Below are 12,989 nucleotides of genomic sequence, written 5' to 3' on the forward strand. Positions count from 1 at the left end.
GCATCGAATTCGGAACTCTCAGGGCTGCGTTGCGGAGAGCCCGAGGGGTTCCTTTCGACGGAATACCTGGTCGCAAAATGCGCGACACCATAGCAGGGCCGCTATTCGCGCTTTCGGCCCCCGCGCGTATTCCGAATTCGATGCATTGTTGCCATTCCGGCCTCGGTCCGTGATCGCCGTGACGCGCTGTCGCGGTTGCGTGCGAAAGGGGCTGGGCGCGAGGCGGCCCCGGCGTCTGCGTCGGGGCCGCGGTCGAAGCGCTCTGTTTACGTCGCGGGCCTACTCGTTCAGCAGGTCGATCACCGCGAGGCCGGCATCGGACGCCTCGATGATGTCCTTGCTGCCGAACACGCACACGGCGTCCATCGCGACGGCTTCGGCGATGGGCCCGGCCAGCGCGCGCAGCGCAGCGGCGTCCGCGTCGATCATCTGGGCGCGCGTGGCGGCACGGCTCTCGGGCGTGCGTCCGCCGAAGAAGTCGCCGTCCTGGCGCCGCACGAGGGCGCGCGCCTTGAGCGGGGTGTCGAACCCGGCCACGGTGCTCACCACGTAGCCTTCCATCGCCTCGGCGGCGGGGTCGAACTTGGCCAACCACTCGGAAGCCCTGGCGAAGCGGGCCAGCGTGTCGTCGAGGTGCGGGTCGCGATACGAGTAGAAGCGCAGATTGCCGGTGCGCGCCGTCTGGAAGCCCGCCCCGTACGCGCCGCCCTTCACGCGCACCTCGTTCCACAGGTAGTCGTAGGAAAGCGCCCGCGCGGCCACCTGCCAGGCGCCCGTGTAGCCCGCGTCGAAGGCGCGGCGGTCGAAGCCCTGGGCCGCATAGCACACGTCGGTGGGCACGATGAACGCCTCGTTGAGCGCCACGGGGTCGGGCGCGATCAAGCGCACGCCGTCTTCGGGGCGCGTGCGGCCGAGCGCGGCGCCTGCGGCCAGGAAGCGTTCGTAGTCGTCGTCCGTGCCGGTGAAGCTCAGCGTCAGAGCGTCGTCGGCGAACAGACGCACGGCGAGGTCGGCCAGGCGTGCGGACACCTCTTCGGCGCGCTCGTCGAACGAGGCCAGCAGCTGCTTGAGGAAGCGGTAGAACCCGACGCCGCCCAGCTGCTCGCGCACCACGCCGGCCGGCAGGTAGTACGAAGCCAAGTGCGCCATAGCGCTAGCATGCCCCGCGTTCGCGAAGCCCTGCTCCATGCCGATGCGGCGCTGCTGCAGCACGTCCTTGATCTTGCCCGTGTCGGAGAAGTCGGTCTCCAGCATGATCTCGCGGGGCAGCTCGGCCAGCTCGCGGACGTTCTCGGTCAGAGCGCTCGAGCTGACGACGAACTTCGGAGCCAGGGCAGCGGGGTCGGTCTCGCTCTCGTAGATCTCGGCGAAGAACGTGAGGTTGCCCAGCTTGCCGTTGACGAGCGTGTCCAGCTCGGAGGCGGTATGTCGTGCGGTTCCCAGCTTGCCCAGCACGAGGCCCAGAACGGCCACGTAAGGTAGTTCGTCGAACGCGACGCGGTCGAGGTCGAAGTAGCGGTAGGCGTAGGCGATGCCGTGCGTCGGCACGTCGTGGCGCAGCGTAGGAACGGGCGCGCCCTCCACTAGGCCGTACGCGGGCTCCTCGGGAGCGTCCTTTATGTCGGCTACCGACAGGCGCGGCAGCACGGCCAAAGCTTCGGGCGAGTCGGGCTCCTCCTGCAAGCGGCGCAGCGCGGCCTCCTCGTCGGCCACGCGAACGTAGTCCTCGGGAGTCATGGCGGCTTCGACGGCGGCCAGGCGTTCCTCCTCGTAGGCGTCCTCGTCGCCGTCGACTGGCACGATCTCCACCTCGGCCATATGGTCGCTGTCCAGGAACGCCTCGCGGATCAGCCGCTCGAAATACCCCTCGTCCAGCGCTTTGCGCAGAAACGCGAAGTCGTCCTCGTACTTGAGGTAGGACGTGGCCGCATCGTCGTCGTACAGCCAGCCCGCCAGCGAGCTCATCGCCAGCGCCACGCCGTCGGGCATGCCGTACTCGCGCTCGCGCATGACGAACTCGGCGCGCGACAGCGACGCCTCCACGAGCGCGCGGTCGAGCCCTCCGTCGGCCAGCTTGCGCAGCGTTTTCTCCACGACCGGGCGGAAACGCTCGGCACCGCCTTCCTCCAGTCCGCGCAGCTGGATGACCGCGAACGGCTGCAGCAGCGAGTCGGCGAAGAACGCCGTAGCGTCGGCCGCCAGCCCCGCGTCCAGCAGGGCGCGCTTGAGCGGCGCCTCGTTCGAGCCTGCGATGGCGTCGATGAGGATGTCCACGGCCGTCATGCGCGTGCGCTCGCACGCGTTGCCGATGACGTAGCCCAGCCCGGCGCACGCGTTCTCGGGCGCGGTAGCCATGTTCCTCTTCACGCCCAGCGCGCGTACGGGCGCCTGCTCGCGCAGCTCGTGGGGGCCGAGAGGCGCGCCCTCGGAGCCGATGCCCGTCGCGGCCGCCTGCTCGTCGGCGACGGGGGACAGATAGCGTTCGTCGAGGAAGGCCAGCATGCCGTCCAGGTCGAGATCGCCGTACAACGTGAGGTAGCTGTTGTCCAGGCGGTAGTGGCGGCGGTGCTCCTCCAGGAACTGCTCGTAGGTGAGGTCGGGGATGGCGCGCGGCGTGCCGCCCGACTCGAAGCGGTAGGCCGTGTCGGGGAACAGCGCCGCCTGCAGCTCGTCGTACAGCACCGAATTCGGATCGGACAGCGCGCCCTTCATCTCGTTGTACACCACGCCGTTCAGCACGAGGCGCGCAGACCCGTCGGCGGCTTCCGTGGCGGCCACGGCGTCGCCTGCAACGGAGTCGCCCGCTTCGGCTTCCGTGTCGCCGCCCAGCTCGTAGTGCCAGCCCTCCTGTTCGAAGATGGCGCGTTTACGGTAGATGGCCGGGTGCAGCACCGCGTCGAGGTACACGTCGGCGAGGTTCAGCAAGTCCTGGTCGTTCGTGCTGGCCACCGGATACATCGTCTTGTCGGGGAAGGTCATGGCGTTCAGGAACGTCTGCATCGAGCTTTTCAGCAGGTCGACGAACGGCTCCTTGACGGGAAACTTGTCCGAGCCGCACAGCACCGAGTGCTCCAGGATGTGGAACACGCCCGTGTCGTCGGCGGGCGGCGTCTTGAACGCGATGGAGAACGCCTTGTTGTTGTCGTCGTTTCGCAGGTACAGCAGCTGCGCGCCGCTCTTGTCGTGGTCGAGCACGTACGCCGTGCCGTCGATCTCGGGAAGTTCTTCGCGCGTGCGCACGGTGAATCCGTGCAGCTTCTGCTCGGGAGCAAGGTCCATGCAATGCCGCCTTTCCGGATGAGCTCGATACCGATAATCGGCCGTCGAGCGCGAGTTCGTGTGTCGACGTCTATGATAGCGCGAACAGGTCGCATCGTCGTCAGGGTTCGCCGACGATCCGGAGAATCGTTGCACACCGGTTAAGCCCAAGGCGCTCATGCGGGGCGAGAGGCCCGCCCAAGCAGGCAGGCCTCTCGAAGGGGAGGGGGCGATTGTCCGATGCCGCTAGGCTGCGGAGGCCTCCGCAGCGGCGCTTCGACCCGCGATGCGACCGAGCGTCATCGCGCTGAGTACCGTGGCTCCGGCGGCGCAGTTCCACTCGCATACCACGCCGGCGGCGTACAGGCCGGGGATCGGTTCGGTCAGCGAGCCGCTGGAAGCCAAGGCGAGCCTGAGGGCCTGAGCCTGCTCGTTCGTCTTGAAGCCACCGACGGTGACCGAGGTGCTCACAGCGATAGGAGCTGCGTAGAAGGGGCCGGTCATGGGCACCATCTTGTCGGCGGGAGTTCCGCAGTCCTCGTCCTTGCCCGCTTCGCAGAAGCCGTTATAGCGCTCGACGGTGGCCTTCGCCTTCGCGCCGTCGAGGCCCACCATGCCGGCGACTTCCTCTACGGTGTCGGCGGTGGCCCATTTCAGCGGGTACGTGGCCTGCATGGCGTCCAGCTCGGGCGTGGTTCCCAGCAACGCGATGACCGGCGATCCCTGCTCGTTCTGCTTGCGCACGATGGCGCGGTGCCCGTTGGGGTTTTCGTAGGGGGTCGATTCGTCGAAGAAGCGTTGGCCTTCGGCATCGAGCCAGAGCCCCGGCAGGCGCATCCCGTAGTTGATGTTGACGATGCTGCCCGATTCAAGGCCTGCCAACGAGCTCATCAGCGGCATGTCCGAGACGCGCGTGGTGTAGGCGCCCAGCTCCATGGCCATGACCAGGCCGTCGCCCGTGGCTCCGGGGTTCGAGCCCGGCAGCAGGTTGGCGCATTCGGCGTTCATCTGACCGATCATGGCCGTGCTTCCGGCGAAGCTGCCTGTTGCCATGACCACGCCTTTGTTCGCCTTGATGCGCACGGGGTTCTTCTTCTGAACCGCCTCCACGCCGATGACGCGTCCGTCGGCGTCGGCGACCAGCTTCGTTGCCGAGGTGTCGGTGAGCGTGCCCACGCCGGCTTTTTCGGCCGTCTCGGCGAGCACGCGCACCATCTCGGCGCCCTTGCCATCGACATGGTGGATGACCGGCAGTTCGGTGTACCCGAACAGCGGCCCTACTTCCTTCAGGAAAGGCACGCCCATCTCCTGCAGCCAATCGATCGTCTCTCCGCTCTTGTCGGCCAGCACGCGCGCGATGGCGGGATCCTTCGGTCCGTACCATTCGGGATGACGCGTGAACCAGCGGTACACGTCGTCGGCGTCGGCGTCGATGCCCTGCTCTTTCGCCAGTTTGGTGCCCCAGCCGCCCAAGATGCCGTCGCTCAGCGCGGAGTCGCCTCCGACGGCGCTGGCCTTCTCGAGCAGCAGCACGCTCGCACCCGCGTTCGCGGCTTCGATGGCGGCCGCGAGTCCGGCCCCGCCTGCTCCCACCACCACGACATCGGCTTCCTGATCCCACTCCTGCGAATCGCTCGAGGACGTCGGTGCGCTGCATCCGGCCAAGAACGAGGACGCCGCAACGCCCATAGTCCCGGCGAGCGCCGCTCCTACGAATCCCCTTCGCGTCATGCGCTTTCCATCGCTCATGATCCCACTCCCTTTCATGATGTTGTCGATTGTTCCTCCCTTTCGGCTTGCGCCTGGCGAAAAGGGTACGCGGCCATCGATTTAACTGTCAATATCTGGAAAATTGATAGTTATCTGAGGCTTTCCCGAAGTGCGAAAAGCGGGGAAGCCCCGAAGAAATACCAGTTCAAACCTCTTGCCACCGTTGTCCGTTCCCTTGTTGGCATTCGAACGAGAAGCACGTATCATGAACTATCAAAATCTATCAAATCGAGGAGGGGCGATCTGGTGGAGACGAAGACGGCCGCCATGTCCGATGCGACGGTGCGGCAGATGATCTCGCTTTTGAAGGATCCGGTGTTCTGCGGCCTGCGCGTGTTGGCGGACGAGCGTCCGCTGACGCGCGAAGAGTTCGAAATGCTTGCCATGCCGGAGGGCGTCTCGCGCGAGCAGGCGTGGGACATCCTCAACGCGCTGCGGCGCCAGACGGCCGTCGAACTGCCGTTTCGCGATGGGGAAGGGCGGCGCGGTTGGTACTATCCCACGCGCTCGATCGTGGCGAACCTCGACGATATCGACAAGCGCTGCCATGCAGGGTCGTGGCTCGATTTGGCCGTGCGTTCGCGCAACGCCACGTACTTTCTGGTAGAGGCGCACGTGGACGAGGCCGTTGCGACGCTGAAAGAGGACGGTTTGTCCATCGGTTACGAGAAGGCGCGCGAGGTGCTGCTTTCCGAGCGCGACCCGGAAACCTCGGAAGAGCGCCTCCTTTTGAACTGGCATCGAACCGCCTGGCATCTTGAGGAGCTTGCCGGAAGGCCTTGCACGCCCGAGATCGTCCTCGAGGTGTACGAACGGGTTTCGCGCGGCGTGGAGCGCCAGGTCACCCGTTCGTCGCGACAGGGTTCCCGCTTGTGGAAGCGCAAGCCGCTCGATCGCTCTGCGGCGCTCGCGCTCGTGTCGAAGATCATCGAGGAGAACAGCGAAACGTATGCCGAGCATCCGCTGTTGCTGGCCTTGGGCGTCCGCCACCTGTTCATGAGCGTGCACCCGCTGCCGGATTGGAACGGCGCCGTGTGCTCGCTCATGATGAAGCTGTTGTTCAGGAAGACGGAACGGCCCGTGTTGGCGTACGTGCCCATCGTGAAGCCTATGGGCGCCTGGGAAAGCGGCATCCTTCGCCCGCCCGCCGTCATGTCGCTGGTGAAAGACGCCGCTGTCCTCGTTGACGGCGAGGTCGACTACACCATCCACATCGACGTGGCGACGGGTTTGGTGCGCAAGAAGCTGGACGAGGTCGAAGCGGAGCTCAAACGCATGCTCAAACGTGATGAGGCGTTCGTGCGCGCGCTGCGAAACGACGTAGACGTCAATCATCGGCAGCGCTCCGTGCTGCAGATGGCCCTCAGCAATCCTGAGGCGGTGTTTCGCATCGAGTCGCATCAGAAAACCCACAAGGTCGCTTACGCCACGGCGCGTGCCGACCTGTACGGTCTCGTCGACCTTGGGTTTTTGAAGTGCGTCCGCACGAAGCGCGCCTTTGAGTTCCCCGTGACCCCCGGCCTTCGCCAGCTGTTGACGCGCTCTTGACGTGCATTCGCAAAGAAAGCGCCCGGTCATGAAAAAGCCTCCCATTTCTCATGTCCGAGAAATGGGAGGCGGTTCGATCGCGCGGGGGCGGCGAGGTTCTCGTTGTCAGATCACGGCCGTCCCGGGGCCGCCCTTGTCGTAGCGGTGGCAGGCCACGCAATGATCGGGCTTCACCTCGACCAAAGGAGGCATGACCTCGTCGCAGCCGTTCACCTTCGCGAAGCAGCGGCTGGCGAAGCGGCAGCCCGGCGGCGGGTCGATGGGCGAGGGCACGTCGCCTTCCAGGATGATGCGCTCCTTCTTGGCGGCGGGGTCGACCGACGGGATGGCCGACAGCAGCGCCTGCGTGTACGGCGACAGCGGATCGGCGTACAGCGCCTTCTTGGGGGCGATCTCCATCATCTTGCCCAGATACATGACGCCTACACGGTCGGACACGTGCTTCACCACGTTCAGGCCGTGGGCGATGAACAGGTACGTCAGGCCGAACTGCTCTTTCAGCTCGTCCAGCAGGTTCAACACCTGCGCTTGGATGGACACGTCCAATGCCGACACCGGCTCGTCGCACACGATGAGCTTCGGGTTCACGGCCAGGGCGCGCGCGATGCCCACGCGCTGGCGCTGGCCGCCCGAGAACTCGTGGGGGTAGCGGTTGCGCATGTAGTTCGCCAGGCCCACGCGCTCTAACAGCTCGTTCACGCGATCCTCCACCTGGTCTTTCGGCAGTATGTTGTTCGTGATGATGGGCTCGGCGATGATGTCGCCGATGCGCATGCGCGGGTTGAGCGACGCGTAGGGATCCTGGAAGATCAGCTGGATGTCTTTGCAGTACTGCTTGCGCTCGGCCGGCTTCATCGCCGTCAGCTCTTTGCCGTCGAAGACGATTTTGCCCGACGTGGGCTTCAGCAGGTTCACCAGCATCTTGCCTACGGTGGTTTTGCCGCAGCCCGATTCGCCCACCAGGCCGAACGCCTCTCCCTTGCGGATTTGGAAGCTCACGTCGTCCACGGCCTGCACGTAGGAGGTCGCCTTGCCGAAGAAGTTCGTGTCTGCAGCGAAACGCTTCGTGAGGTGCTGGACGTCGAGCAGGATGTCCAGCTCGACCGCGCCCGCTTGCGCGGACGCGGTCGCGTTGCTCGCGGTGTTCTCGCTCATCGGCTCGCCTCCTCTTCCTTCTCGATCTCCTCGATCTCCGCCTCGCGCAGATCTTCGGCAGCCAACAGCGCCTCGGCGGTCTCCACCTCGCGCGCCGCTTCGACGTCGGCCAGCGCCTCGGCCTCGGCTCGGGCGATGGCTTCCTCGCTCTTCACTTCGCCGTCGGCGCTCTCGTACAGGAAGCAGCGCACCTTATGGCCGTCGACGTCCACAAGCTCGGGAACCTTCGTGCGGCAGATGTCCATGCAGGAGTCGCAGCGGTCTGAGAAATGGCAGCCCGGCGGCATCTCCAACGGGTTCGGCACCATGCCCTTGATCATGTACAGGCGCTTCGAATCGTCGTCCTCCAGGCGGGGGATGGACTTCAGCAGGCCCAGCGTGTAGGGGTGCATCGGGTGGTCGAACAGCGTGCGGACCTCGGCTTCCTCCACCACCTGGCCGCAGTACATGACCACCACGCGGTCGGCCGTCTCCGACACCACGCCCAGGTCGTGCGTGATCAGCAGCACGGCCATGCCCGTGTCGTCGCGCAGGCGGCGCAGAAGATCGAGGATTTGCGCCTGGATGGTCACGTCGAGGGCCGTCGTCGGCTCGTCGGCGATGAGCAGCTTCGGGTTGCAGGCCAGCGCCATGGCGATCATCACGCGCTGGCGCATGCCGCCCGACATCTGGTGCGGGTAGTCGTTGATGCGTGCCTCGGGGCTGGGGATGCCCACCTTGCGCAACAGGTCGACGGCACGGTCCTTCGCCTCGGCCTTCGACACCTTCTCGTGGGTGCGGATGGCCTCCACGATCTGGTTGCCCACGCGGTACACCGGGTTGAGCGAGGTCATGGGCTCCTGGAAGATCATCGCCATGTCGTTGCCGCGCAGTTCGCGGTACTGCTTCTCGGACAGGGTTGCGAGGTCCTTGCCTTCGAACTCCAGGGAGCCGCCGGCCACGTGTCCCGGCTCGGCCAAAAGACCCATGATGGAGAGGCTGGTCACGGACTTGCCGGAACCCGACTCGCCCACGATCGCCAGGATCTCGCCTTGGTCCACGTCGAAGCTCACGTCTTCGACGGCGCGGACGATGCCCTTCTTGACGGGGAACTCCGTTGAGAGGTTCTTCACCGAAAGAAGCACGGGATCACCTCTTCCTTGCTTTGGGGTCGAGACCGTCGCGCACGCCGTCGCCCAGGAGGTTGAACGCGAGCACGGTCAGCGTGATGGCCAGGCCGGGGAATATCATGAGCCAAGGCGCGCGGAACAGCTCGTTGCGCCCGCGGCCCAGCATGTCGCCCCATTCGGCGGCAGGCGGCTGCACGCCCAAGCCGAGGAAGCCGAGGGCGGCTGCGTCGAGGATGGCCGTGGAGATGCCCAGCGTGGCGCGGACGATGATGGACGGCAGCACGTTGGGAAGCACGTGCTTGAACACGATCTTGAAGTTGGAATCGCCGATGACGCGCGCGGCGGCCACGTAGTCGTTCTCCTTGATGGAGAGGATCTCCGAGCGCACGATGCGGGCGTACTCGGGAATGGCGACCAGGCCGATGGCCACGACCGCCTTCTCGATGCCGGGCCCGAGCGCCGCCATGATGGCGATGGCCAGAAGGATGGAGGGGATGGCCAGCATCATGTCCATGATGCGCATGATGACGGTGTCCCACTTGCCGCCCTTGTAGCCGGCGATGGAGCCAAGGATGACGCCCACGGTGAGCGAGATGGCCACGGCGGCCAGGCCCACGGTCAGCGTGATCTGCGTGCCCACGAGCACGCGGCAGAAGATGTCGCGGCCTTGGATGTCGGTGCCGAACCAGTGCTGCGCCGAGGGCCCCAGCAGCGATTCGCCGAGGTTCTGCGCGTACGGGTCGTAGGGCAGGATGCCGGGAGCCAGCTTCGTGACGATGGCGATGGCGGCCAGGATCAGGATGAAGATGCCGCTGACGAGCGACGCCTTGTTGGACACGATGCCCGCGAACACGTCTTTCCAGATGCTCTCGTGCTTCTCCTTGACCGGTTGGCCGTTCAGCAGCGCGGCATCGCCGGCCGGCTCCGTGGCGAGCAGCTTGTTCTTCGCCATGCGGATCACCCCTCTTCCTTCGCGCCGTACTTGATGCGGGGATCGAGGTAGGCGTACACGATGTCGACGACGAGGTTCATGATGACGAAGATGACCGCCACCAGAAGCACGATGCCCTGGACGACGGGGAAGTCGCTCTTCAGCACGCAGTCGACGGCGAACTTGCCGATGCCGGGCCATGCGAACACCGTCTCGGTGAGCAGCGCGCCGCCCAAGAGGCTTCCGAACTGCAGGCCGATGACCGTGGACACGGGCAGCATGGCGTTGCGCAGCGCGTGCTTGATGTTGACGGAGCCCTTCGACAGGCCTTTGGCGCGCGCGGTGCGGATGTAGTCGGCGTTCAGCGTCTCCAGCATGCTGGAGCGCGTCATGCGCGTGATGATGGCCATGGAGTACAGCGACAGCGCCAACGTGGGCAGGATGAGGTGCACCAGCACGTCGGCGAGGCCGGCCCAGTTGCCCTGCATGATGGTGTCGAGAATGAAGAATCCGGTTCCTCCCGACGGTTGCAGGAGGGGGGACACGCGGCCGCTCGACGGCAGCCAGTGCAGGATGCCCGAGAACAGCAGGATAAGCAGGATGCCCGACCAGAAGATGGGCATCGATACGCCGACGAGCGCGATGAGCATGCTCACGTTGTCGGCCGCCTTGTTCTTCTTCACTGCCGCCAGCACGCCCAAGGCCACGCCGACGATCGACGCCACGATGATGGCGCAGATGGCCAGCTCGGCGGTGGCGGGGAAACGCGCCGCGATCTCAGCCGTGACCGGCTGGTGGGTGTAGTACGACGTGCCCAGATTGCCTTGGAGCGCGCCGACGATGAAGTTGATGTACTGCAGCCAGATGGGATCGTCCAGCCCGTTGTCGGCGCGCCATGCCGCCATCGCCTCGGTCGTTGCGTGCTCGCCCAGAACCACCGGAGCCGGGTCCGGGGCCAACACGCGTGTGATGAGAAAGATGATGACTGTCACACCCAGCAAAACGGGAATCACCATGAGGATTCGTTTGAGGATGTATTTGAGCAACTGCTGCTCCTTTCTTTACCGGGATCCGTCCGGGCGGCGTGTCGGCGCCGAGCGAACAGGAATGAAGCCGGAGGCAGTGCCTTCGGCTTCGAGCGCGCGTCCGGTTTCGCCCGAACGTGCAGTCGTGGATCGAAAAAGATCGCATGACAGTGTAGCGCACTTGCTCTCGTTTGACGGCAAGAACGCCATGCCGAGCGGTAATAGAACCCAAAAAAGGGGCCGCTCGACGCCGAGCGGCCCCGTCCGCGCGAAGCGAGAGGCTTACGCTTCCTTGGACACGCCCTTGAAGAAGGCGACGCCCGTCGGATGGTAGTAGAAGTCCTTGACCTTCGGGTTGATGCCCAGCAGGTTCTTGGAGTGGGAGATCAGCACCCACGGCTGCTTCTCGGCAACCATTTCCTCGCACTTGAGGTAGATGGCGTCGCGTTCATCGCCGTCGGGCGTGTCGACGCCCTGAGCGATGAGGGCCTTGTACTCGTCGTCCTGGAAGTGCGCCACGTTCATGGACCAGTTCGTGTCGGCCAAGAGGTTCATGAAGTTGTCCGGATCGCCGTTGTCGCCCGTCCAGCCATAGAAGCAGATATCGTAGGGATCGGTCTGCACCTTGGTCTTGTAGGTGGTCCAGTCGTACTCGGTGATGCTCACGTCGACGCCTACCTCGGACAGGTAACCTTGGATCATGTTGGCCAGCTGGCTGCCGCCCTTCTGGTTGTAGGGGCGCGCGGTGGTGTACGTGATGCACTGCAGCGAGGTGATGCCCTTGTCGGCCAGGGTCTTCTTGGCGGCCTCGGGGTCGTACGCCGTCTGCTTGACATCCTTGGCGTACGGAGCCATCCAGGTGGGCATGACCGAGTTGGCAACGGTGGCGTAATCGCCGTAGATGGCCTGCACCATCTCTTCGACGTTGATGGCCTGGGCGACGGCCTTGCGCACTTCCTGATCGGTGCACTGGCCGGTCTCGGTGTTGAACGCCATGTAGTTGATGGTCATGCCGTCCTCGGAGAACAGCTCGAAGCCGTTGCTGGTCACCTGGTCGGCCGACGAGGGGTCGACGCTCGAGATGATGTCGCACTCGCCGTTCATGAGCGAGGTCAGGCGCGTGTTGCCCTCGGCGATGATCTTGAACACGAGGTTCTTGACCTTCGGGGCTTCTCCCCAGTACTCGTCGTTAGCCACGAGGGTGACCGAAGCGCCCTTCGTCCAGTCGACGAACTTGTAGGGACCCGTGCCCTTGGGCTCGGCGATGGGCTGGCCGGGGGTAGCGGCATCGATTGCCGCAGGGGACACGATGGGGGAGGCCAGCGCCATGGCCAGGTTCTTCAGGAACGGGGTGGACGCGGCGCGCAGGGTGATCTTCACGGTGGTGGGATCGACGGCCTCGACGGTTTCGACGCCGTTGCCCGCCTCCTTCTCGCCGAACACGAACGACGCGTAGGGCATGTCGGAGTTGCGGTTGGGCTCGAGCTGGCGCTCGATGGACTTCTTCACGGCTTCCGCGTTGAACTCGGCGCCGTCGTGGAACTTGACGCCTTCGCGCAGCTTGATGGTGTACACCTTGCCGTCGTCCGAGATCTCGGGCAGATCGACTGCCAGGCACGGGGCGACCTTCGCATCCTTGGCGCCGTACTGGTACAGGCCCTCGTGGATGTTGCAGCTGACCACTGCGGACTCGCCGTCGTCGAAGTACGCCGGGTCGAGCGCGCGCGGATCGGCCGTAAGGCTGTACGTGATGGCGTCGGCCGCGCCGCCGCCCGTCGTGTCGCCGCCGCTCGCAGCCGGCGCGCTCGTGTCGCCGCCGCTGCAGCCCGCCATGCTCACCAGGCCGAAACCTGCGGCAGACACGCCGAGCAGCTCGACGAACTGGCGTCTGCTGAACGTGTTCTTGCTTTCTTCCATTTGTCGTTCTCCTTCCCTCGCACCCCGCGTCGAACGGGGCCCTCCAGCGAGTCGTGCGACTTTGCTGACGCTTTCGCGCATGCTAGCAAAAAAGCGTATCAACATACTCTAGTGCAATAAAGCACTGTGCACCAGGTAATTTACCCCATGGAAACAAATATCGGCCGTCTGCGGCGCGAAAAACCGCCCAAAGGCGCCTGCGGCAGCGCAACAGGCGGGCGCGAGCGGCACGATTATCGGCGCATTCGGGCCAAAATCGCGTTTTGCATTTCGCTG

At 65.1% G+C, this 12,989-nt stretch carries 8 protein-coding genes; 1 reads left to right on the plus strand and 7 read right to left on the minus strand.

All coding sequences use genetic code 11. The annotated features are described in order from the left end of the window. Window positions 1–279 precede the first annotated feature (279 nt). Together ELEN_RS06060 and ELEN_RS06065 are read right to left on the minus strand one after the other, a co-directional pair. Window positions 280–3,279 (minus strand): insulinase family protein, encoded by a 3,000-nt coding sequence (locus ELEN_RS06060; protein WP_015760475.1) that lies wholly within the window; start codon window positions 3,277–3,279, stop codon window positions 280–282. A 225-nt stretch (window positions 3,280–3,504) separates the two neighbouring features. Next, a complete protein-coding gene (locus ELEN_RS06065) occupies window positions 3,505–4,989 on the minus strand; it encodes an FAD-dependent oxidoreductase (RefSeq protein ID WP_227110416.1) in 1,485 nt (494 codons plus the stop codon). 285 nt (window positions 4,990–5,274) lie between these two features. On the opposite strand from ELEN_RS06065, the gene ELEN_RS06070 reads away from it, so the two are divergent. Next, a complete protein-coding gene (locus tag ELEN_RS06070) occupies window positions 5,275–6,576 on the plus strand; it encodes a Fic family protein (RefSeq protein WP_009304661.1) in 1,302 nt (433 codons plus the stop codon). Between the two features lie 105 nt (window positions 6,577–6,681). On the opposite strand, the gene ELEN_RS06075 is transcribed toward ELEN_RS06070, so the two are convergent. The 5 genes from ELEN_RS06075 to ELEN_RS06095 form a co-directional block, all read right to left on the minus strand. Further along, window positions 6,682–7,731 (minus strand): ABC transporter ATP-binding protein, encoded by a 1,050-nt coding sequence (locus ELEN_RS06075; protein ID WP_015760476.1) that lies wholly within the window; start codon window positions 7,729–7,731, stop codon window positions 6,682–6,684. Continuing rightward, complete coding sequence (locus ELEN_RS06080) at window positions 7,728–8,855, minus strand: ABC transporter ATP-binding protein (protein ID WP_009304659.1); 1,128 nt, start codon at window positions 8,853–8,855, stop codon at window positions 7,728–7,730. The genes ELEN_RS06075 and ELEN_RS06080 overlap by 4 nt, the downstream gene beginning before the upstream one ends. A 4-nt stretch (window positions 8,856–8,859) precedes the next feature. Further along, entirely contained in the window at window positions 8,860–9,792 is a 933-nt protein-coding gene (nikC, locus tag ELEN_RS06085) for a nickel transporter permease (RefSeq protein ID WP_015760477.1), read from the minus strand. Window positions 9,793–9,797: 5 nt separating this feature from the next. Then, on the minus strand, window positions 9,798–10,817 hold the full coding sequence (locus ELEN_RS06090) for an ABC transporter permease (RefSeq protein WP_009304657.1): 1,020 nt from the start codon (window positions 10,815–10,817) through the stop codon (window positions 9,798–9,800). Between the two features lie 261 nt (window positions 10,818–11,078). Continuing rightward, a complete protein-coding gene (locus tag ELEN_RS06095; RefSeq protein ID WP_009304656.1) occupies window positions 11,079–12,713 on the minus strand; it encodes an ABC transporter substrate-binding protein in 1,635 nt (544 codons plus the stop codon). Window positions 12,714–12,989: the final 276 nt, after the last annotated feature.

The sequence above is a fragment of the Eggerthella lenta DSM 2243 genome, assembly GCF_000024265.1.
GTDB lineage: Bacteria > Actinomycetota > Coriobacteriia > Coriobacteriales > Eggerthellaceae > Eggerthella > Eggerthella lenta.